The sequence below is a fragment of the Burkholderia sp. F1 genome, assembly GCF_050813845.1.
Lineage (GTDB): Bacteria > Pseudomonadota > Gammaproteobacteria > Burkholderiales > Burkholderiaceae > Burkholderia > Burkholderia ubonensis.
In genome coordinates, this window is record NZ_CP172421.1 from 3,019,336 (window position 1) to 3,039,730 (window position 20,395).

Below are 20,395 nucleotides of genomic sequence, written 5' to 3' on the forward strand. Positions count from 1 at the left end.
GTTGACCTATCGAATTTTCGGCAAAAAATTGATCGGGTGCTCTCTGCCGGGCTTGTGGCTCGGGTTCAAGCGGCGCGTCCAGTTTGAAGGGCGGGCTTCTTGGGCCAGCCTCAAATGAGACCATCACTCATGTTGCGAACGGACGACGATAGCGGGTCGCGCGAACGCCGTCAAGCAAAATGTCCCGCAGTGCATCATCGCCGCCCGCGGGCAGCCCCGCGCCGCGGTTCGCGCGCAACGCGCCGCCCCCAACCCGGTGCCAAGCAGCGCGAAAATTTGTTAGCATCCGCGGGTTTTACGAAATTTTTCGACCTTCTTCACGCGGCAGTCCGCAGCGCATACCTTTACGGAATGGCATCAGACAAGGAACTCGCCGACTTTCTGGCGGGCGTCGAAAGGCGCGCGTTCAAGCAGGCTGCGTACGCGGTACGTGACGACGATGCGTCGCTCGACATCGTGCAGGACGCGATGATCAAACTGGCGGAGAAGTACGGCGACCGCCCGGCCGCCGAGCTGCCGCTGCTTTTTCAGCGGATCCTGCAGAACGCGATCCACGACTGGTTCCGCCGGCAGAAGGTCCGCAACACCTGGGTCACGCTTTTCTCGTCGCTGAACAATACCGACGACGAAGACTTCGACCCCCTCGAAACGCTCGAAGCGGCCGACCAGACGCCGGGCGTCGAGAGCAGCGAGCACCGCCTCGAGCGGGAGCAGGTTCTGGCCCTGATCGACGAAGAAATCCAGAAGCTTCCGGCGCGTCAACGGGAAGCGTTCCTGATGCGTTACTGGGAAGATATGGATGTCGCCGAGACTGCCGCCGCAATGGGGTGCTCCGAAGGCAGCGTCAAGACGCATTGCTCGCGAGCCACCCACACGCTGGCGGAAGCGCTCAAGGCCAAAGGAATCACGCTATGAGCTCCGCTCCTGCAAACCGAGAACTCGAAATCGCGCTGAAGGTGCGCCGCGCGCTCGATGAGCGCGCGGCCGCGCTGCCGGCCGCCACCACCGACCGGCTGGCCGCCGCCCGCCAGGCCGCGCTCGCGCGCAAGAAGCCGGAGCCCGTGGCGGCGCCGGTGTTCGTCCCCGCCTTCGCCGGCGCGGCCGGCGCCTACGGCCCGGTGGTCACGCCTGCGCGCCAGCCGGTGTCGTTGGCGCGCCGCCTGCTGCGCGCGTGGCCGCTCGCGCTGCTGCTCGCCGGCCTCGTCGGCATCGCGTACTGGGAAGACATGCAGCGCACCGCCGAGCTGGCCGACATCGACGCGGCGATGCTCAGCGACGACCTGCCGCTCAACGCGTACCTCGATCACGGGTTCAACGCGTATCTTTCGCACGCCCACTAATCAGACAAGCAACGAGGGGATCGCACGGGTGAGTCAGAAGCGCGGCCTGGCCGTATTTTTCGGATGCGTGATCGCGATCGCCGTCGCCTACGTCGCCACGTACCCGCGTTTCCACCCGCAACCCGAGGCGGTCGCCGTCGCGACCAACGCGCCTGCGCTCGCGTCGGCCGCCATCGCGCTGACCGCCGACCTCGCGCCGCTGCCCGCCGCCGCCGGCCCGCTGTCGTGGGCGCGCCTGACGCCCGCGCAGCACGTCGCGCTCGCGCCGTTCGCCGACCAATGGGATTCGTTCAGCGACGCCCGCAAGCGCAAATGGCTGAAGATCGCGGCACGCTACCCGAAGATGACGCCCGATGCACAGAAGCGCCTGCAGGAGCGCATGACCGAATGGGTCAGGATGACGCCCGAGCAGCGCCGCGTCGCGCGCGAGAACTACCAGACCGCGAAGGACCTGTCCGCGCAGGCGCGTGAGCGCGCGTGGAAGGCCTACCAGCAGTTGCCCGAGGAACAGAAGGAGCGCCTCGCGGCGGCCGAGCGCCGCCGCCGGCCGACCGTCGTCAGCGCGCCGCCGACCGGCAAGGGCGACCGCGACGTCCGCCGCCTCGTGAACTCGCACGAGCATCCGGCGAGCGGCGCGGGCGTCGTGCCGCAGGCGCAGCCCGCGTCGAGCGGCGCCGCCGCACCACCGGCGGTCGCCTCGGCCACCGCCGGCGCAGCCCCGGCGCCGGCCGCGCCGGCGCCCGTGTCGCCCGCCGACGCGCCGTCGCTGTTCAAGGGCTCCTGAGCGGCCGTGCCGCACACGAGCCCGTCTCCTGCCACCCCGCCGTCCGTCCGGCGGCGTCTCGCCGCGCTGCTCTACGAGGGCGTCCTGCTGTTCGGCGTCGTGTTCTTCGCCGGCCTCGCGTTCGCGCTCGCGACGCAGCAGCGCAACGGCCTCGTCCATCACAACCTGCTCGCCGCGTGGATCGCGCTCGTCGTCGGCGCGTATTTCGTCTGGTTCTGGACGCACGGCGGCCAGACGCTGCCGATGAAAACCTGGCGCCTGCGGATCGAGTCGGCGAGCGGCCGGCCGCTGACCGCCGGCCACGCGCTCGTCCGCTATGCGCTCGGCTGGCTGTGGTTCGTGCCGCCGCTCGCGCTGCACCCGCTCCTCGGCCTGTCCGTGCCTGTCACGCTCGCGCTCGCCGGCGCCTGGATCGCCGCGTGGGCCGGCGCGGCGCGGCTGCATCCGGACCGCCAGTTCCCGCACGACCGGCTCGCGCGCACCCGCGTCGTCGCGCTGCCGCGCTGACCGTCGCCTCCCCCGGACCGGCCGCCCGCCACCTTCGCGCGGCGCTCGAAAATTCACCCCTGAACGGAGCCTGCGCGCCGTAATAAGAACGTCTTGTGACTGTCACGTCACAGTCACGCCCGCATGGCGCAATGCCGGTAATGTCAACCGGCGCGAGTCATGCATGGGCCAGAAAACGTCCGCGACCTCCCTGTTTCGTCACCCCCTCGGCGCCCGCGCCGCCACCGCCTTCCTGTCCGGCTCGGCCGCGGCCGACGCCCTCTCGACACATGAACCGCCTGCCGCGTCCGCCACGCAGCACGACGATCACGAGCCGTCCGCGCATCGCTACCGCACCATCTGGCTGTCCGACATCCATCTCGGCTCGAGCGGCTGCCAGGCCACGTACCTGCTCGACTTCCTGCGCCACAACGATTCGGAATACCTGTACCTCGTCGGCGACATCATCGACGGCTGGCAGCTGAAAAAAGGCTGGTACTGGCCGCAGGCGCACAACGACGTCGTGCAGAAGATCCTGCGCAAGGCCCGCAAGGGCACGCAGGTCGTCTACATCCCGGGCAACCACGACGAAGGCGCCCGGCAGTTCTGCGACCTCGCGTTCGGCGACATCCAGGTGCGCGGCGAGGCGTTCCACACGACGCTGTCGGGCAAACGTTTGTGGATCGTGCACGGCGACCTGTTCGACGGCGTGATCCAGCACGCGAAATGGCTCGCGTACCTCGGCGATACGCTCTACACGCTGATCCTCGTGCTGAACCGGTGGTTCAACCGGATCCGCAACCGGCTCGGCTTCCAGTACTGGTCGCTGTCGCAGTACCTGAAGCACCAGGTGAAGAACGCGGTCAACTTCATCTCGCAGTTCGAGACCGTGATGACCGACGAAGCGCGCCGGCGCGGCTGCGACGGCGTCGTCTGCGGCCACATCCACAAGGCGGAGATCCGCGACATCGACGGCGTGCTGTACTGCAACGACGGCGATTGGGTCGAGAGCCTGTCCGCGCTCGTCGAAACGATGGAAGGCGAGCTGAAGGTCGTCTACTGGACGGCGATGCGCACGCCGTCCGCGGCCGTCTCGCGCAAGACCAAGGCTACGGCCTGACTGCACCCTCCCCAGCACTTACTTACAGGACACATGCCGCGATGAAGATCATGATCGTCACCGATGCGTGGGAACCGCAGGTCAACGGCGTCGTGCGCACGCTGAAGAGCACGTCCCGCGAACTCACGGCCCTCGGCCACCGCGTCGAACTGCTGACGCCGCTCGAATTCCGCACGGTGCCCTGCCCGACCTATCCGGAAATCCGCCTGTCGATCCTGCCGTACCGCAAGCTGCGCGCGCGGATCGACGCGTTCGCGCCCGACGCGCTGCACATCGCGACCGAGGGCCCGCTCGGCCTCGCCGCGCGCCGCTATGCGCGCGCGCGCAAGCTGCCGTTCACGACCGCGTATCACACGCGCTTCCCGGAATACGTGCAGGCGCGCTTTGGCATCCCGCTGACCGCGACCTACCGCTTCCTGCACTGGTTCCACGCGCCGTCGCTCGCGGTGATGGCGCCGACGCCGGTCGTCAAGCACGACCTCGAGCAGTACGGCTTCACGAACGTCGTCCTGTGGACACGCGGCGTGGATCTCGATATCTTCCGGCCCATGGAGTCCAAGGTCCTCAACACCGCACGGCCGATCTTCCTGTACGTCGGCCGCGTCGCGATCGAGAAGAACGTCGAGGCGTTCCTGCGGCTCGACCTGCCCGGCTCGAAGTGGGTCGCGGGCGAAGGCCCCGCGCTCGCGGAGCTGAAGTCGCGCTATCCGGAGGCGAACTACCTCGGCGTGCTGTCGCAGGCCGAGCTCGCGAAGGTCTATGCGGCCGCGGACGTGTTCGTGTTTCCGAGCCGCACCGACACCTTCGGGCTCGTGCTGCTCGAGGCGCTCGCATGCGGCACGCCGGTCGCGGCCTACCCGGTCACCGGCCCGATCGACGTGCTCGGCGGCGGCAACGCGGGCGCAATGCACGAGGACCTGCAGGAAGCCTGCCTCGAAGCGCTGAAGATCGAGCGCGCGACCGCCCGCGAGTGGGCGGAGCGCTTCTCGTGGCGCGCCGCGTCCGAGCAGTTCGCGTCGCATCTGAAACCGCTGCCGAAGGACTTATACACGACCACCGAAGGTGCTGCCGTTTGAAACGAGACCCGCACGAACAGATTCCCCCACCGCCCGCGCAACCGCAACGGCACCGGCCGTTCGACGAGGATGAACCGTCAGGCGGCGAGCCGCATGCCGACATGGCAGCGCACGAACCGCTCGGCACCGACGATCCGCTCGCGCCGCTGCCGCCGAATCCGTACAAGCGCAATCGCGGCCTCACGCGCGCGTGGTACGCGCTCAAGCATTCGCTGAACGGTTTCCGGGTCGCGATCCGCGAGGAGAGCGCATTCCGCCAGGAACTGACGCTCGCCGCGCTGATGCTGCCCATCGGCGCGTTCGCGCCGGTGCCCGCCGCGTCGCGCGCGCTCCTGATCGCCTCGGTGCTGCTGGTGCTGATCGTCGAGCTGCTGAACTCGAGCGTCGAAGCCGCGATCGACCGCATCTCGCTCGAGCGCCACGAACTGTCGAAGCGTGCGAAGGACCTCGGCAGCGCGGCCGTCACGGTTGCCCTGTTCGCGTGCGTGACGACGTGGGGTTTCGTGCTCGGCCCGGTCGTCGCGCGCTGGCTCGGCTTCTAGGGCCTGTTCACGCTGATGACGGGCTTGCGAACGTGCGTTGCCGGTCGTAGTGCAAGTTTGGCCGAGCCAGACAAGCGGCGCGGGGTCGCCGGGTATGCCCCGATCACGAAATGCACCGGACCGGCGAAACCCCGGTTTATAATCGTCCGCTAGACATATAACAGCAACCCGCGCCGGACGAATCACGCAGCATCGATTGCAGCGCCCGCCAGTCCGGCACACACAGGGCCGGACGACATGGAAGCGAAACCTCCCCGCCGCACCCGCGAACGGATTCTCGAGCTGTCGTTGAAACTCTTCAACGAGATCGGCGAACCGAACGTCACCACCACGACGATCGCCGAGGAAATGGAAATCAGCCCAGGCAACCTCTACTACCATTTCCGCAACAAGGACGACATCATCAACAGCATCTTCGCGCAGTTCGAGCAGGCGATCGAAAAGCGCCTGCGCTTCCCCGAAGATCACCGTCCGACGATCGACGAAACATGGTCGTACCTGCAGTACATGGCCGACTTCATGTGGACCTACCGTTTCCTGTATCGCGACCTCAACGACCTGCTCGCACGCAATCGCACGCTGGAAACGCACTTCAAGCAGATCATCAGCCACAAGGTGCGCTTCGCGCGCGAGATGTGCGAGCTGCTCGTGTCGGATGCCGAGATGGTCGCGACGCCCGCCGAGATCGCGGTCATCGCGACCAACATGGCCGTGATCTCGACCTACTGGCTGTCGTATCAGTACGTGATGCACCCGCGCAAGTACAACGACCAGGATGCGATCCGCGAGGAGCTGCACCAGGTCAGCATGCACGTGATTTCCGTGATGGCGCCGTACCTGCGCGGCCGCTCGCGGCAGCTGTTCGACGATCTCGTTTCAGGCAAGCTGCCCAAGCGCGAATTCGCCGACTACCTGCCGCCGCGCGACGGTTCGCCGCGCGCCGCCAGTGCGCCGGCCCCCGGCAGGCCGGCCCTCGCCAAGGACGCGAAGCAATGAAGGCCGTATGCGTGTACTGCGGGTCGTCGCCCGGCGCGCGGCCCGTCTATGCGGAAGCCGCGCGCGCGTTCGGCCGCGCGCTCGTCGATGCCGGCCTCACGCTCGTCTACGGCGGCGGCCGCGTCGGGCTGATGGGCACGATCGCCGACGAAGTGATGGCAGCCGGCGGCCGCGCGGTCGGCGTGATCCCCGAGCTGCTCGTCGACAAGGAAGTCGGCCACACCGGCCTGTCCGAGCTGCACGTGGTGCCGGACATGCATCACCGCAAGAAGTTGATGGCCGACCTCGCCGACGGGTTCGTCGCGATGCCCGGCGGCGCCGGCACCCTCGAGGAATTCTTCGAGGTCTACACGTGGGCGCAGCTCGGCTATCACCGCAAGCCCGTCGCGCTCTACAACATCGACGCGTTCTACGATCCGCTGATCGCGCTGCTCCGGCATACGGTCGACGAAGGCTTCATGCGGCCCGCCTATTTCGACGCGCTGTGCATCGACGCCGACCCGGCCGCGCTGATCGGGCAGCTGCGCCGCTACCAGCCGCCCACGCGCGACAAGTGGGCGCCCGACGAAACCGAATGACGCGGAGCCGCGCGCGATGACCGAACCGTCCGAACGCAAAGTCGTCCTGATCACCGGCGCGAGCCGCGGCATCGGCCGCGCATGCGCCGTGCTCGCGGCAGCACGCGGCTGGGACGTCGGCATCAACTACGCGCGCGACGCGGCGGCGGCCGACGCGACCGCCGTCGCCGTGCGCGATGCTGGCGGCCGCGCGTGCGTCGTGGCCGGCGACGTGTCGAGCGAAGCGGACGTCGTCGCGATGTTCGACACCGTCGTCGCGACGCTCGGCCGGCTCGACGCGCTCGTCAACAACGCCGGCATCGTCGCGCCGTCGCTGCCGCTCGCCGACATGCCGGTCGAACGGCTGACGCGGGTGTTCGACACCAACGTGCTCGGCGCGTATCTGTGCGCGCGCGAGGCCGCGCGCCGGCTGTCGACCGATCGCGGCGGACGCGGCGGCGCGATCGTCAACGTGTCGTCGATCGCGGCGCGGCTCGGCTCGCCGAACGAATATGTCGACTATGCGGGATCGAAAGGCGCGGTCGATTCGCTGACGATCGGCCTCGCGAAGGAACTCGGCCCGCACGGCGTGCGCGTGAACGCCGTGCGGCCGGGCCTGATCGAAACCGAGATCCATGCGAGCGGCGGCCAGCCGGACCGCGCCGGCCGCCTCGGCGCGCAGACGCCGCTCGGCCGCGCGGGCGAAGCGCAGGAGGTCGCCGAGGCGATCGTCTGGCTGCTCGGCGATGCCGCGTCGTATACGACCGGCGCCCTCCTCGACGTCGGCGGCGGCCGATAACCCCGCCGTCGCGACAAAATGTCGCACCCCATCCCTTCCCTTTGCCTGCCCTACATCGCTACAAATCTCCACAAATCCGCAACAGATTGTGTAAACATCCGTAACAATTTCGTGGTCTACTAGCACGCACTTCGACAGCCGGCGCCGCCGCCTGTCCGTTGCCGCCGGCGCGCGGCGCCTATTGCCCCGGGCCCATGCAGCCAGGCGGCTCGACCAGAGATTGCTCCATGCAGGGATCCGCAGCACCCAGCCGGCGGCGCACGTCCGTGCCTGCCTCGGCCCAGCACGTCCGCTCATCCGCCGAAACCGACCTCTCCGGGTCCGTCCACGTCGGCCGCGCGTCCGCCACGACGGCGCCCGCGCGCAGCCACGTCGCACGGGTCGGCTGGCGCGCGTGGCTGCTGGTCGCCGCCGTGTTCTGCGCGTACATGCTGCCCGGCGTGCTCGGCCACGATCCGTGGAAGCAGGACGAAACCTACACGTTCGGCATCATCCAGCACATGCTCGAGACCGGCGACCTCGTCGTGCCGACCAATGCCGGCGCGCCGTTCATGGAAAAGCCGCCGCTCTACGCCTGGGTCGCGACGAGCCTCGCATGGCTGCTGCAGCGCGTGCTGCCGCTGCACGACGCTGCGCGGCTCGCGAGCGCGCTGTTCGCGGCGCTTGCGTTCGGCTTCACCGCGCGCGCGGCGCGCGTCGCGAGCGGCGCGGCCGGCTGGTTCGACCTGAAGGTGATCGGGCCCGTCGCGCTGTGCGCGAGCAGCCTCGTCGTCATCAAGCACGTGCATGACATGATGACGGACGTCGCGCTGTTCGCCGGCACGGCAATCGCGTTTTGCGGCCTGCTCGAACTCGTGATGCAGCACCTCGCCCGCGCGCGGCACGCGCAGCTCGGCTTGCCGGTCGGACCCGAGAACCGCTGGGCCGCCCCGATGTTCGGCGCGGGCGTCGGCGTCGCGCTGATGGCGAAGGGACTGTTCGTGCCGCTGGTGTTCGGGGCCACGCTGACCGCCGTGCTGGCGCTCTATCCCGAATGCCGCACCCGCGCGTTCGCGCGCGCGCTCGGCATCGCCGCGCTGGCGTTCGCGCCGTTCGCGATCATCTGGCCAACCGCGCTGTTCCTGCGCTCCGAGACGCTCTTCCTCAACTGGTTCTGGGACAACAACGTCGGCCGCTTCTTCGGTTTCTCCGTGCCGCAGCTCGGCGCGGAAAACGACAAGCCGTTGTTCATCCTGCGCGCGTTCCTGACCGTCGGCATCCCGGTCACGCCGCTCGCGATCGTCGCGCTCGCCCGCGGCGCATGGCGCGACTGGCGCGCGCCGCGCATCGCGCTGCCGGTCGTGTTCGCCAGCGTCGGGCTGGCAGTGCTGGAGATGTCCGCAACGTCGCGCCAGCTCTACATCCTGCCGTTCTTCGCACCGCTCGCGCTGGTCGCCGCGCAGGCGATCGACCGCCTGCCGCAGAAGCTGCACGTCGCGTGGGATTACCTGAGCCGCGCGCTGTTCGGCAGCATCGCGGTGCTCGCGTGGACGATCTGGTCGGTGATGGCCGATCCGGCCGCATCGCACGAACGCCTCGCGCCGCTCGGCCGCTGGCTGCCGCTCGACTGGACGATGCCGATCGAACCGGGCCTCGTGCTCGGCGCGCTCGCGCTGACGGTCGGCTGGCTCTGGCTGCTGCCGACGCTGCGCACGACGGGCCGCTGGCGCGGCGCACTATCGTGGGCGTCGGGCGCGATCGTCGCGTGGGGCCTCGTCTACACGCTGCTGCTGCCGTGGCTCGATGTCGCAAAAAGCTACCGTTCGGTGTACGAAGACCTGAACGCGCACCTCGCGCTCGAATGGAACGAAGGCGACTGCATGGCAAGCCTGAACGGGCTCGGCGAGTCGGAAGCGCCGATGCTCTACTACTTCTCCGGCATCCTGCACCAGCCCGTCTCCAACCCGGCGGCGGCGCGCTGCACGTGGATGATCGTCCAGGGCGTGCGCGCAGTCGATCCGTCGCCGGGCACCGAATGGAAGCTGTTCTGGACGGGCGCCCGGCCGGGCGACGACAACGAGATGCTGCGCGTCTACGTGCGCACGCCGGAGCAGCACCCGCAATGACGATGGTTGAAGGCGCATCGCGCCTTCAACCGGCACGCCCTGCGCCGCGTTGCATCGAGCGGGCCCGGCGGCCCGCCGCTCGCCGCTCACCACTCACCACTCAGAACGACGACCCCGGCTCGCGCAGGAACGCGGCCTCCTCTGCGGTCGACGCGCGCCCGAGAATCGCGTTCCGGTGCGGGAACCGGCCGAAGCGCGCGATCACGTCCGCATGCCGCAGCGCGAAATCGTGATACCCGGCGCACCCCGCCTCCTCCCGGATCCCCTCGCACAGCCGCACGGCCTCGCGCTGGCTGTCCGGCGACTCGTCGTGCTCGAACGGCAGATACGCAAACGCTCGGTGATGGCCGCTCGGCAGCCGGGCGTCCCAGCCCGCGGCGACGAGCCGGCGCGCGCACGCGAGCGCCTTCGGGTCCGCGGCGAACGCGCGCGGCGTGCCGCGATGAACGTTGCGCGAGAACTGGTCGAGCACGACGATCAGCGCGAGCGCGCCGAGCGGCGACGCGGCCCAGTGGTCGCAGGCGCCGTCGCACGCCGCGTCGAGCAGCGCGCCGTAGCGCTCGCGCAGCGCGACATCGAGCGCCGCGCCGCCGTTGAACCAGATCTTGCGCTTGTGGCCGAATTCCGCCGAGTCGGGCGCGCCGAACCAGAAATCCAGCACGTCGCGGGCGCGCGGATCGAGCGCCGCATCGTTGTCGTGCGTGCTGTTCGTGTCATTCACCGTCATGCAAGCTCCAGGACGACGCGCCGCGTGCGCGCGCTCTTCTTTTCGAGTTTCGCGACCCGCAGGCCGCCGATTTCCGACGTGTTGCGCACGTGCGTGCCGCCGCACGGCTGCAGGTCGACGCCGTCGATCCGCAGCAGCCGCACGCGGCCGAGGCCCATCGGCGGCTTCACGCTCATCGTGCGCACGAGCTCGGGCCGCGCGGCCATCTCGTCATCGGTGATCCATTCGGTCGTGACCGGATGCGCGCCGCCGATCAGTTCGGCCAGCCGCCGCTCGACGTCGTCGCGATCGATCGGCTCGGCCGTCGCGAAGTCGAGCCGTACGTAATCGGCCGTCACGCTGCAGCCGTCAACCGGATACGGCAGTACCGCACACATCAGGTGCGCGGCCGTGTGCAGCCGCATGTGCCGGTAGCGGCGCGCCCAGTCGATTTCGGCGACCACGCGCGCGCCGGGCGCGAGCGCCGCGATGCCCGCCTCCTGCCCCGGCGCCGGCACGTGCGCGGCGTCATCGGGCGTCGCGCCGTCGAATTTCGCCTTGCGCGTGTCGGCGATCGCGATCGATGCGCCGTCCGGCAGCATCAGCATGCCGCAGTCGCCCGCCTGGCCGCCGCCCAGCGGATAGAACACCGTGCGGTCGAGCTGGATGCCGTCTTCGCCGACCGCCGTGACGACCGCGTCGCAGCGCGTCAGGTACGCGTCTTCCCGAAACAAGGCATGGGTCGTCATCTGGCAGGTCTCGTCGTGAATGGGGAACGACCAGTGTCGCGCGCGGCGGCGGCGCCGCCCAGACGCACTCCGGACGGCAGCCGGGCGGCGGCGTACCGGCCGATCAACCGGGCCGGTTGCGCATCCAGTCGGCGGTGTCGTAGAACGAGTGCATCAGCCGCTCGCGCAACGGCTCGGGCAGACCGACGTCCTCCATCGCCCAGGCCATGCAGCGCAGCCACTGGTCGCGCTCGACCGACGCGATCGGGAACGGCAGGTGCCGCGCGCGCAGGCGCGGGTGGCCAAAGCGGCTGATGTAGTGATCGGGCCCGCCGAGCCAGCCGCACAGGAACCAGAACAGCCTGTCGCGGGAACCGTCGAGCGACGCCGGATGCAGCGCGCGGATCTGCGCGAATTCCGGCTCGAGGTCCATCAGGTCGTAGAAGCGGTCCACCATCTCGCGCACGCGGCCTTCGCCGCCCACGAGCTCGAACGCCGTCGGTTGCGACGGCGCGTCGTCATTCACATCGGTCATACGAATCAATCGGAAATCAGGTCTTCGGGGCCGCCACGACGCTCACGCGTCGCGCAGCGACTGCAGCGCGGGGCGCCGCAGCACATTATGCAGGCTCAGCCAGCCGGCTGCACCCGCGCACCCGACGCCGGCCGCGATGCCGGCCGGCACGAGCCACGGATCGACCGCGAGCCGGAAATCGAACACGCGCGCCGCGAGCACCCAGCCGACGCCGAGCGCGCCCGCCGCCGCCAGCGCGCCGGCCAGCGCGCCGACGACGATGAATTCGGCGCGCTGCACCGCGCCCACCTGCGCACGCGACGCGCCGAGCGCGCGCAACAGCGCCGCCTCCCTCACCCGCTCGTCGCGCGAGCCGGCCAGCGCCGTATAGAGCACCAGCACGCCGGCCGCGAGCGTGAACACGAACAGGAACTGCACCGCGCCGATCACCTGCACCATCATGCGCTGCAGCTGCGCGAGGATCGGCGCGACGTCGATCGCGGTCAGGTTCGGGTAGCGCGCGATCAGCGGATCGAGCAGCGACGCGCGCGCGGCCGGCAGGTGGAAGCTCGTCAGGTAGATCGCCGGATAATCCTTGAGCGTCGCGGGCGGCATCAGCACGAAGAAGTTGACGCGGAACGTGCCCCAGTCGAGCTTGCGCACGCTCGTGACCGGCGCCTCGACCGACAGGCCCGTCACGTCGAAGCGCAGCACGTCGCCGGGCTTCACGTTCAGCATCTGCGCGAGGCCGGATTCGATCGAGATCTGCGGCGCCGTCGCCGTGCCGAACCAGTCGCCGGCCGTGATCCGGTTGTCGGGCGGCAGCTCGGTCGTATACGACAGGTTGAACTCGCGGTCGACGAGCCGGCGCGCGTCGTCGTTCTGGTAGGCGTCCGGATTCACCGGCTTGCCGTTGATCGCGACGAGACGGCCGCGCACCATCGGCGCGGGCGCCGCATCGCGCACGCCGTGCGCGGCGAGATACGCGGCGACGTCGGCGCGCTGGTCCGGCTGGATATCGATCAGGAACTGGTTCGGCGCGTCGGGCGGGGTCGACTGCCGCCAGCCGGCGACCAGATCGTTGCGCGTGATCGCGATCAGCAGCAGGCACATCAGGCCGAGCGCGAGCGCGGTGATCTGCAGCGAACTCGCGGTGCCGCGCCGGTGCAGCGACGCGAGCGCGTAGCGCCAGCCGAGGCCCGCCGCGACGCGTCCGTTGCGCACCGCGCGCGCGGCCGCGAACAGCGCGAGCCTCGCGATCAGCGCGAAACCGACCAGCGCGCCGGCAAAGCCGCCCGCAACGATCAGCCCGAGCTTCAGGCTGCCCGCGGCGGCGATCAGCAACCCGGCGAACAGCACGATGCCGACTGCATACGCCGCCCACGCGGTGCGCGCCGCGTCGCCCCATTCGCGCCGCAACACGCGCACCGGCGGCACGCGCGTGAGCGGCGCGAGCGGCGGCAGCGCGAAGCCGAGCAGCAGCACCAGCGCCGCGCCGATGCCGATGGCGGCCGGCCACAGCGTCGGCGGCGGCAGCACGACGTCGATCAGGCTGCCGAGCGCCGCGAGCAGCACCCAGTGGCCGCCGTAGCCGAGCACCGCGCCCGCCACGCCGCCGACCATGCCGATGCCGAGGAATTCGAGCGCGAACAGCGCGCCGAGCGTGCGGCGGCTGACGCCGAGGCAGCGCATCGTCGCGCAGCCGTCGAGATGGCGCCGCATGTAGCGCTGCGCGGCCATCGCGATCGCGACCGCCGCGAGCAGCGCGGTCAGGAGCGCGACGAGCGTCAGGAAATGGCGGGCACGGTCGAGCGTCTGGCGCACCTGCGGCTGCCCTTCCTGCAGCGATTCGAGGCCGACGCCGCGCAGCTTGCCGCCATCGACGCGCATGTGCGCATACGCCTCGAACCGCGCGACCGCGTCGTCGTCGCCCGCCACCAGCAGGCGATAGGTGACGCGGCTGCCGTAGCCGGTGAGCCCGGTCGCGGCCAGCTCGTCGGCGCGCATCATCAGCCGCGGCGAGAAATTGACGAACGAGAAGCCGCGATCGAGCTCGCGGACGATCGACGCCGCGACCGTGAACGTGCGCAGCCCGACGCGCACGGTGTCGCCGGCCTTGAGGTGCAGCGCGTCGAGCAGCGCGGGATCGGCCCAGACCGTGCCGGGCGCGGGAATCGCGGCCGCCTTGTGCGTGGGCGCGCCCCCGGCCGGCGCGATCTCGACCGCGCCGCGCAGCGGGTAGTCCGGCGACACCGCCTTCACGGCCGCGAGCCGCGCGGGCGGCGCATCGCCGGTCGCTTCGCCGACGGTCGAGCCGATCATGCTGGGGAAAATGGCCGTGGTCGCGGTGCGCAGCCCGAGCGCCCGGGCCTGCCGGTCGAACGAAGGATCGACCGGACGATCGCCGCGCACGACGAAATCGGCGCCGAGCATCTGGCGCGCATCGCGCTCGAGCCCCTGGCGCAGCCGGTCGGCGAGGAAGCCGACGCTCGTCAGCGCGGCGACCGCCAGCACCAGCGCGACCACGAGCAGCGTCAGCTCGCCCGCGCGCCAGTCGCGCCCGGTCATCCGCATGGCCTGCCGGATCAGGTCGCGCCGGCCGAATCGCCCGGCATGCGCCGCCCCGGTCGCGTCACCGCGCCGCTCGGCTGGCCGCTCGGCGGATGGCCGCCCCGCGGATGGCCGCCCCGCGGATGGCCGCCCCTTCAATCGCGCTTCCCGACCGAGTTGAGCCGCGACACCATGTGGTTCGCCATGCCCCGGAAGCCGCCCGACACGCCGCGCCACAGGCGCGGCAGCGCCCACGCCGAGCACGCGATGAAGGCCGCGAGCAGCACGAGGAACAGCAGCGGCACGAAGAATGCGAGTGCGAGCCCGCCGAACACGAGGCCGTCCTCGGTCGACGACGCGATCCAGTTCGAGATCGGCTCGGGGGACAGGTTGATCAGCGCGCGCGTGCCGGCCTTCGTGATGTGCGCGGCGCCGGCGAGCGAGCCGCCCGCGAGCCCGGCGACCGCGAGCACGGTCGGGTCGGCATGGCCGAGCGCGCCGGCCGCGAGCACGGCGCCGGCCGGAATGCGGATGAACGTATGCACCGCGTCCCACAGCGAATCGAACGCGGGAATCTTGTCGGCAAGGAATTCGGTGATCGCGAGCAGCGCGGCGGCGCCGATCACCCACGGCGACGTGAGGACGGCAAGCGTATCGGGCAAGTGGAGCCAGCCGGCGCGCGCAAGCACGCCCGCGATCAGCACCGTCAGGTACAGGCGCAGGCCGCTCGCCCACGCCAGCCCCGCGCCGAGCGAAATGGCTTCGATCATGGCCCTCTCCTTGCGCGTGACGTGCGCGTCGCCGATCGATTCTGGATGTGGCCGGCCGCGCGGCGCGTGGCGCCGGCGGCATGCCGTGTCGCGCCCGGCGCGCGACGGAACGGCAATCAGGCTCGAATGCGTTCCATTATAGACAGGCTCGCCGCGCGTCCGGCGCAAATCCCCATGAGGAAAAACCTCAGGCGGCCGACGACAGCTTGAGGCCGATCAACCCGGCGACGATCAGCGACGCGCTCGCGATGCGCGCGACGGTCAGCGCCTCGCCCATCATCACGATGCCGAACACGAACGCGCCGACCGCGCCGATGCCGGTCCACACCGCGTACGCGGTGCCGAGCGGCAGCTGGCGCATCGCGACCGCGAGCAGGCCGAAGCTGGCCAGCGCGGTGATGATCGTAAACACCGACGGCCCGAGCCGGGTGAACCCTTCCGACGACTTCATGCCGGCCGCCCAGGCCACTTCCAGCAAACCGGCGATCAACAACAATACCCACGCCATCTCGACGCGACTCCATGGATCGGATGGGGTCGTCCCCGTTGAATCGAACGGCCCGGGGTCGTCCCCGGGCGGCGCCGAGTATAGCAAGCGGCTGGCGGATGCGACGCCGCGGCGCGCAGTGCTCTCACTTCGACACGCGTTTCGGCGCGCCGGCGCCGACGCAGCGATCGTCGCGGTACAGCGCCCATTCCTCGCACACGCGGCCGTCCTTGAACACGCACATGCCGACCTCGCCGCCCGGCGTGCTGCGGATCGCGTGGCGCCCGCCGAGCTTCACGCAGTTCACCGACGCCGGATTGGCCAGCGCGGTCTTCGGCGCGGGCGACGACGGCTGCCCGGGCGGCAGCGGTTGCGCGCCTGCGCCGGACGCGGCGAGGGCCAGCACACAGGAGAAAGCCAGACGGACGGTCATCGCATGCTCCTCGTTCGGTTTGCGGAACGGCCAGCATAACGGGGAATCGGCGGCCGGTGGGCGACTTCGGGGCCGGTTCACACGAACCGCACGCCGGCGCCCGGGTGCGGCAACCCGGCGCGGCGCTCAGGCCGCGCCGACCAGCCGGTAGCCGACGCCCGTCTCGGTGACGATGTATTCGGGTTGCGCCGGGTCGCGCTCGAGCTTCTGGCGCAGGTGCGCCATGTAGATGCGCAGGTAGTGATGGCTTTCGACATGCGACGGCCCCCACACGTCGCGCAGCAGCTGGCGGTGCGTCAGCACGCGGCCCGCGTGGCGCACGAGCGTCGCGAGCAGCCGGTATTCGAGCGGCGTCAGGTGCACGATCTCGCCGTCGCGCCAGACCTGCCGCATCGCGAGATCGACGCTCACCGCGCCGAAGCTCACCTTCGGCGACTCGTTCGCGCCGCCCTGGTTGCGCCGCCGCAGCTGCGCGCGAATCCGCGCGCGCAGCTCGGACACGCCGAACGGCTTGGTCAGGTAGTCGTCGGCGCCGGCGTCGAGCGCGGCGACCTTCTCCTCCTCCTGCGTGCGCGCGGACAGCACGATGACCGGCACCTCGGACCAGCCGCGCAGCTCGCGGATCACGTCGAGGCCGTCGGTGTCCGGCAGGCCGAGATCGACGATCACGAGATCGGGCTTGCGGGTCGCCGCGTCGATCAGCCCCTGCTTGCCGGTCTCGGCCTCGAACACGGCGATGTCCTCCTCCTCGAGCGCGGCGCGCACGAAGCGGCGGATCTGTTTTTCGTCCTCGATCAGGACGACGGTCAGGCTCGGTTCACTCATGGTCTTGCGAGGGTTCGGATGATGACGGCGCGAACGGCAGCGCGCGCAGCGCTTCGGCTTCGTCGTCGGGCACGGCGGGCGCCGCCGGCGGCGTGTCGACCGGCAGCGTGAACCAGAAGCGCGCGCCCGTCACGCGGCCGTCGGGCGCGGTGCGGTTGAGCGCACCGATTCTACCGCCATGCGCCTCGACGATCGCGCGGCAGATCGCGAGCCCGAGGCCGATGCCGGGCGTCGCCGATTCCTTCTCGCCGCGCGTGAACTTGTCGAAGATCCGCGTTTCCATGCCCGGCGGCAGGCCCGGGCCGTGATCGTCGACATGCACGCGCACGAACGGCAGGCCGTCCTCGGTCACGCGCTGGGCGCCGATCTCGAGCGGCGTGTCTGGCGGCGTGTATTTCGCGGCGTTCTCGAACAGGTTGGTGAAGAGTCGCTCCATCAGCACCGCGTCCATCTGCAGGAGCGGCAGGTCGGCCGGCAGCGCGACGCGCGCCGGATGCCGCGCGAGCACGCGCCGGCACGCGGCGAGCGCCGCGCCGACGGTCTCCTCGAGCAGCGACCACTGGCGCTTCAGCTGCAGGCTGCCGGCCTGCAGCCGCGCCATGTCGAGCAGGTTCGTGACGATGCCCGTCATCCGCAGCGCCTCGTCGTGGATCGCCTCGACGAGCTCGTCCTCGCGCGGCCCGTGCCGCGGCGCAGCCGTCGCGTCGCCGCGCGGCGCGGCCGCGCGCGCGTTCGCGAGCATCGACGAGAAGCCGACGATCGTCGTGAGCGGCGTGCGCAGGTCGTGCGAGATCGCCGACAGGAGCGAATTGCGCAGCCGCTCCGACTCCATGCTGACGAGCGCGTCGCGCGCGATCTCGACGTAATGCACGCGCTCGACGGCGAGCGCGATCTGCGCGGCGAAGGCATCGAGCATCCGCTGCTGCTCCGGCTCCTCGAGCTCGCGCGGGTCCGTCGACACGACCGCGAGCACGCCGCGCGTGCGCATCGGCGCCTTCAGCGGCAGGTAGAGCGCGGCCGTCGCCGGCAGCGTGTCGGTGCCGTGGCCGGCCGGCTTCTGCTGGTCGTACACCCACTGGCCGACGTCGTTGTCGAGGTCGGGGCCCGTCAGCGTGACGGCCGCGTCCGGCTCCTCGATCTTCTGCTGCACCTTGTCGGCGCTGTCCGGCAGCAGGATCGCGACGCGCGCGCGGAACACCTCGCTCACGTGCCGGCTGCCGATCTCGACGATCTGCTCGGTCGTCAGCGCCGCCGCCAGCTCGCGCGCCATCGCATACATCGCGCCCGTGCGGCGCTCGCGCCGCTGCGCGATGGTCGCCTCGCGGGTCAGCGTCGACGTCAGGTGGCTGATCACGAGCGACGTCAGCAGCATCCCGAAGAACGTCAGCAGGTACTGCGTGTCGCTGACCGAGAACGACATGCGCGGCGGCACGAAGAAGAAGTCGAACGCGGCCACCGACAGGAACGACTGCAGCACCCCCGGCCCGCGCCCGAGGCGCACCGCCGAGAACACGACGCCCAGCAGGTACAGCATCACGAGGTTGGTCAGGTCGAGCCGCTCGGACACGGCGGTCGCGACCATCGTGATCGCCGCGCAGATCGCGGCCGCATACGCGTAGTGCCGCGGCGGCGAACGGTGGCCGCCGAGGCGCGCGAACGCGTCGCGCCAGTCGCGCGCGCGCGCGTCGAGGGGGGCTGCGCGCACCTCGTCGCTCGCGGACGCGCGGATCAGCATCAGGTCGACGTCGCCCGCGCGTTCCGCGAGCTTCTCGCCGAACGGCCGCGCGAACCAGCGCGCGAGCCCGGTCTTGCGCGAGCCGCCCGCGACGACCTTCGACACGTTGCGCACCTTCGCATAGCCGATCAGCGCGGCGACCGCGTCGCCGCCGGCGAGCGTGGCCGTCTCCGCGCCCAGCTCGGCGGCAAGCTTCAGCGCGTTCAGCGTGCGCTCGCGCTGCGCGTCGGGCAGGCGCTGCAGCCGCGGCGTCTCGACGTAGACGGCGATCCAGTCGGCCTTCAGGCTCGCGGCGAGCCGCGCGGCCGCGCGCACCAGCGTCGGCGCCTCGGGCCCGGGCCCGACGCACACCAGGAGCCGCTCGCGCGCCTGCCAGATGCGCTGGATCGAACGGTCGGCGCGGTACTCGCGCATCTGCGCGTCGACGCGGTCGGCCGTGCGCCGCAGCGCCAGCTCGCGCAGCGCGATCAGGTTGCCCTTGCGGAAGAAGTTGCGCACCGCGCGCTCGGCCTGCTGCGCGAGATAGACCTTGCCGTCGCGCATCCGCTCGAGCAGCTCCTCGGCGGGCAGGTCGACGAGCGTCACCTCGTCGGCCGCGTCGAACACGCGGTCGGGCACGGTCTCCCACACGCGAATGCCGGTGATCGCGCCGACCACGTCGTTCAGGCTCTCGAGATGCTGGACGTTGACGGTCGTGTAGACGTCGATGCCCGCGTCGAGCAGTTCGTAGACGTCCTGCCAGCGTTTCAGGTGGCGCGCGCCCTGCACGTTCGAATGGGCGAGCTCGTCGACGAGGATCAGTTCGGGCTTGCGCGCGAGCGCGGCGTCGAGATCGAATTCGGCGAGCGTGCGGCCGCGGTAGTCGAGCTGCGCGAGCGGCAGCACGTCGAGGCCGTCGAGCAGCGCGGCGGTTTCGCTGCGGCCGTGGGTCTCGACGATGCCGACGACGACGTCGACGCCTTCCTGCTTGCGCTGGCGCGCGGCCTGCAGCATCGCGTAGGTCTTGCCGACGCCGGCGGAGGCGCCGAAGAAGATCTTGAGCTGGCCGCGCCGCTGCTTTTCTTCGTCACGCTGCAGCTTGTCGAGGAGTTGGTCGGGATCGGGGCGGTTCATGCGTCAGAGGAGCGAAACGCGCGATTCGCGCGTGTACGAGCATTGTTGATCCAAATCGTCATAAAAGGCAAAGACGGCGCAAGCGCCGTCGGGCAAATGCGCGTCCGGCGCGGGTCGGGCCGCGCCGGACGCCGGGCGGGCATCGCGCTCAGTGCGCGGCGTCCAGCGCAAGGTTCAGCTTCAGCACGTTCACGCGCGGCTCGCCGAGCACGCCGAACTGGCGCCCGGTCGTGTTCGCGGCGACCAGCTGCGCGACCGCGTCGGGCGACAGGTTGCGCGCCTTCGCGACGCGCCCGACCTGATACGCGGCTGCAGCCGGCGTGATGTCCGGATCGAGACCGCTCGCGGACGCGGTCACGAGGTCGACCGGCACCGGCTTCGACAGGTCGGTGCCCGCGTCGCGCAGCGCGGCGATGCGCGCCTTCACCTGGTCGGCGAGCGACGGGTTCAGCGGACCGAGGTTCGAGCCGCCGGAGCCGCTCGCGTTGTACGGCATCGGCGTGGTCGCCGACAGGCGGCCCCAGAAGTACTTCGGCGCATCGAACGGCTGGCCGATCAGCGCGGAGCCGACCACCTTGCCGTCCTGCTCGATCAGGCTGCCGTTCGCCTGCGACGGGAACACGGCCTGGCCGAACACGGTCATCACGGCCGGATAGGCGAGCCCCGTCACCGCGGTCAGCACGACGAAGATCACGATCAGCGGACGAATCAACGTTTTCATGGTGAATT

At 70.4% G+C, this 20,395-nt stretch carries 21 protein-coding genes; 11 read left to right on the plus strand and 10 right to left on the minus strand.

Features of this window, described 5'->3' with window-relative positions:
- Positions 1–351: 351 nt before the first annotated feature.
- From ACFIMZ_RS14195 to ACFIMZ_RS14245, 11 genes are all read left to right on the plus strand, one after another.
- Positions 352–915, plus strand: coding sequence for an RNA polymerase sigma factor (locus tag ACFIMZ_RS14195; RefSeq protein WP_042585928.1), 564 nt, complete (start codon positions 352–354; stop codon positions 913–915).
- The gene (locus ACFIMZ_RS14200; RefSeq protein WP_059759616.1) at positions 912–1,340 is read left to right on the plus strand and encodes a DUF3619 family protein; all 429 of its coding nucleotides are present in this window, start codon (positions 912–914) and stop codon (positions 1,338–1,340) included. The genes ACFIMZ_RS14195 and ACFIMZ_RS14200 overlap by 4 nt, the downstream gene beginning before the upstream one ends.
- Positions 1,341–1,368: 28 nt before the next feature.
- Positions 1,369–2,124 (plus strand): DUF3106 domain-containing protein, encoded by a 756-nt coding sequence (locus ACFIMZ_RS14205; RefSeq protein WP_431820061.1) that lies wholly within the window; start codon positions 1,369–1,371, stop codon positions 2,122–2,124.
- A gap of 6 nt (positions 2,125–2,130) precedes the next feature.
- Positions 2,131–2,631 (plus strand): RDD family protein, encoded by a 501-nt coding sequence (locus ACFIMZ_RS14210; protein WP_431820062.1) that lies wholly within the window; start codon positions 2,131–2,133, stop codon positions 2,629–2,631.
- Positions 2,632–2,794: 163 nt separating this feature from the next.
- A complete protein-coding gene (locus tag ACFIMZ_RS14215) occupies positions 2,795–3,730 on the plus strand; it encodes a UDP-2,3-diacylglucosamine diphosphatase (protein ID WP_431820063.1) in 936 nt (311 codons plus the stop codon).
- A 41-nt stretch (positions 3,731–3,771) separates the two neighbouring features.
- Positions 3,772–4,806, plus strand: a complete 1,035-nt coding sequence (locus tag ACFIMZ_RS14220) for a glycosyltransferase family 4 protein (RefSeq protein ID WP_431820064.1) — start codon at positions 3,772–3,774, stop codon at positions 4,804–4,806.
- A complete protein-coding gene (locus ACFIMZ_RS14225; RefSeq protein WP_431820065.1) occupies positions 4,803–5,348 on the plus strand; it encodes a diacylglycerol kinase in 546 nt (181 codons plus the stop codon). The genes ACFIMZ_RS14220 and ACFIMZ_RS14225 overlap by 4 nt, the downstream gene beginning before the upstream one ends.
- A 237-nt stretch (positions 5,349–5,585) precedes the next feature.
- A complete protein-coding gene (locus tag ACFIMZ_RS14230; protein WP_431820066.1) occupies positions 5,586–6,344 on the plus strand; it encodes a TetR/AcrR family transcriptional regulator in 759 nt (252 codons plus the stop codon).
- Positions 6,341–6,922 carry a TIGR00730 family Rossman fold protein gene (locus tag ACFIMZ_RS14235; protein WP_431820067.1) on the plus strand — a complete coding sequence of 194 codons (582 nt, stop codon included), beginning with the start codon at positions 6,341–6,343 and terminating at the stop codon, positions 6,920–6,922. Before ACFIMZ_RS14230 ends, ACFIMZ_RS14235 begins: the two co-directional genes overlap by 4 nt.
- Before the next feature lie 16 nt (positions 6,923–6,938).
- On the plus strand, positions 6,939–7,700 hold the full coding sequence (locus ACFIMZ_RS14240; protein WP_431820068.1) for an SDR family oxidoreductase: 762 nt from the start codon (positions 6,939–6,941) through the stop codon (positions 7,698–7,700).
- Between the two features lie 227 nt (positions 7,701–7,927).
- Positions 7,928–9,805, plus strand: a complete 1,878-nt coding sequence (locus ACFIMZ_RS14245; RefSeq protein ID WP_431820069.1) for an ArnT family glycosyltransferase — start codon at positions 7,928–7,930, stop codon at positions 9,803–9,805.
- A gap of 100 nt (positions 9,806–9,905) precedes the next feature.
- Here the strand turns inward: ACFIMZ_RS14245 and ACFIMZ_RS14250 are convergent, their stop codons facing one another.
- From ACFIMZ_RS14250 to kdpC, 10 genes are all read right to left on the minus strand, one after another.
- Positions 9,906–10,532, minus strand: coding sequence for a DUF924 family protein (locus ACFIMZ_RS14250; protein WP_431820070.1), 627 nt, complete (start codon positions 10,530–10,532; stop codon positions 9,906–9,908).
- Complete coding sequence (locus tag ACFIMZ_RS14255; RefSeq protein ID WP_431820071.1) at positions 10,529–11,260, minus strand: alanyl-tRNA editing protein; 732 nt, start codon at positions 11,258–11,260, stop codon at positions 10,529–10,531. Before ACFIMZ_RS14255 ends, ACFIMZ_RS14250 begins: the two co-directional genes overlap by 4 nt.
- 103 nt (positions 11,261–11,363) lie before the next feature.
- On the minus strand, positions 11,364–11,774 hold the full coding sequence (locus ACFIMZ_RS14260) for a group II truncated hemoglobin (protein WP_042585938.1): 411 nt from the start codon (positions 11,772–11,774) through the stop codon (positions 11,364–11,366).
- A gap of 42 nt (positions 11,775–11,816) precedes the next feature.
- Positions 11,817–14,321, minus strand: a complete 2,505-nt coding sequence (locus ACFIMZ_RS14265; RefSeq protein ID WP_431820072.1) for an ABC transporter permease — start codon at positions 14,319–14,321, stop codon at positions 11,817–11,819.
- A 137-nt stretch (positions 14,322–14,458) separates the two neighbouring features.
- Complete coding sequence (locus ACFIMZ_RS14270; protein ID WP_059618559.1) at positions 14,459–15,073, minus strand: DUF4126 domain-containing protein; 615 nt, start codon at positions 15,071–15,073, stop codon at positions 14,459–14,461.
- Positions 15,074–15,260: 187 nt separating this feature from the next.
- Positions 15,261–15,581 carry a quaternary ammonium compound efflux SMR transporter SugE gene (gene sugE, locus ACFIMZ_RS14275; protein ID WP_431820073.1) on the minus strand — a complete coding sequence of 107 codons (321 nt, stop codon included), beginning with the start codon at positions 15,579–15,581 and terminating at the stop codon, positions 15,261–15,263.
- A gap of 124 nt (positions 15,582–15,705) precedes the next feature.
- Positions 15,706–15,993, minus strand: a complete 288-nt coding sequence (locus ACFIMZ_RS14280; protein WP_431820074.1) for a putative hemolysin — start codon at positions 15,991–15,993, stop codon at positions 15,706–15,708.
- Positions 15,994–16,119: 126 nt separating this feature from the next.
- On the minus strand, positions 16,120–16,818 hold the full coding sequence (kdpE, locus tag ACFIMZ_RS14285) for a two-component system response regulator KdpE (protein ID WP_059613032.1): 699 nt from the start codon (positions 16,816–16,818) through the stop codon (positions 16,120–16,122).
- A complete protein-coding gene (locus tag ACFIMZ_RS14290; protein WP_431820075.1) occupies positions 16,811–19,666 on the minus strand; it encodes a DUF4118 domain-containing protein in 2,856 nt (951 codons plus the stop codon). The genes kdpE and ACFIMZ_RS14290 overlap by 8 nt, the downstream gene beginning before the upstream one ends.
- Positions 19,667–19,814: 148 nt before the next feature.
- The gene (gene kdpC, locus ACFIMZ_RS14295) at positions 19,815–20,387 is read right to left on the minus strand and encodes a potassium-transporting ATPase subunit KdpC (RefSeq protein WP_431820076.1); all 573 of its coding nucleotides are present in this window, start codon (positions 20,385–20,387) and stop codon (positions 19,815–19,817) included.
- Between the last annotated feature and the right edge of the window lie 8 nt (positions 20,388–20,395).

Bases quoted from the DNA above. Each gene is read 5' to 3' on its own strand.
- ACFIMZ_RS14200 (WP_059759616.1), top strand. From the start codon at position 912: ATGAGCTCCGCTCCTGCAAACCGAGAACTCGAAATCGCGCTGAAGGTG.
- ACFIMZ_RS14220 (WP_431820064.1), top strand. From the start codon at position 3,772: ATGAAGATCATGATCGTCACCGATGCGTGGGAACCGCAGGTCAACGGC.
- ACFIMZ_RS14255 (WP_431820071.1), bottom strand. From the start codon at position 11,260: ATGACGACCCATGCCTTGTTTCGGGAAGACGCGTACCTGACGCGCTGC.
- ACFIMZ_RS14240 (WP_431820068.1), top strand. From the start codon at position 6,939: ATGACCGAACCGTCCGAACGCAAAGTCGTCCTGATCACCGGCGCGAGC.
- ACFIMZ_RS14260 (WP_042585938.1), bottom strand. From the start codon at position 11,774: ATGACCGATGTGAATGACGACGCGCCGTCGCAACCGACGGCGTTCGAG.
- ACFIMZ_RS14265 (WP_431820072.1), bottom strand. From the start codon at position 14,321: ATGACCGGGCGCGACTGGCGCGCGGGCGAGCTGACGCTGCTCGTGGTC.
- ACFIMZ_RS14245 (WP_431820069.1), top strand. From the start codon at position 7,928: ATGCAGGGATCCGCAGCACCCAGCCGGCGGCGCACGTCCGTGCCTGCC.
- ACFIMZ_RS14215 (WP_431820063.1), top strand. From the start codon at position 2,795: ATGGGCCAGAAAACGTCCGCGACCTCCCTGTTTCGTCACCCCCTCGGC.
- sugE (WP_431820073.1), bottom strand. From the start codon at position 15,581: ATGGCGTGGGTATTGTTGTTGATCGCCGGTTTGCTGGAAGTGGCCTGG.
- ACFIMZ_RS14195 (WP_042585928.1), top strand. From the start codon at position 352: ATGGCATCAGACAAGGAACTCGCCGACTTTCTGGCGGGCGTCGAAAGG.
- kdpE (WP_059613032.1), bottom strand. From the start codon at position 16,818: ATGAGTGAACCGAGCCTGACCGTCGTCCTGATCGAGGACGAAAAACAG.
- ACFIMZ_RS14235 (WP_431820067.1), top strand. From the start codon at position 6,341: ATGAAGGCCGTATGCGTGTACTGCGGGTCGTCGCCCGGCGCGCGGCCC.
- ACFIMZ_RS14230 (WP_431820066.1), top strand. From the start codon at position 5,586: ATGGAAGCGAAACCTCCCCGCCGCACCCGCGAACGGATTCTCGAGCTG.
- kdpC (WP_431820076.1), bottom strand. From the start codon at position 20,387: ATGAAAACGTTGATTCGTCCGCTGATCGTGATCTTCGTCGTGCTGACC.
- ACFIMZ_RS14290 (WP_431820075.1), bottom strand. From the start codon at position 19,666: ATGAACCGCCCCGATCCCGACCAACTCCTCGACAAGCTGCAGCGTGAC.
- ACFIMZ_RS14280 (WP_431820074.1), bottom strand. From the start codon at position 15,993: ATGACCGTCCGTCTGGCTTTCTCCTGTGTGCTGGCCCTCGCCGCGTCC.
- ACFIMZ_RS14250 (WP_431820070.1), bottom strand. From the start codon at position 10,532: ATGACGGTGAATGACACGAACAGCACGCACGACAACGATGCGGCGCTC.
- ACFIMZ_RS14270 (WP_059618559.1), bottom strand. From the start codon at position 15,073: ATGATCGAAGCCATTTCGCTCGGCGCGGGGCTGGCGTGGGCGAGCGGC.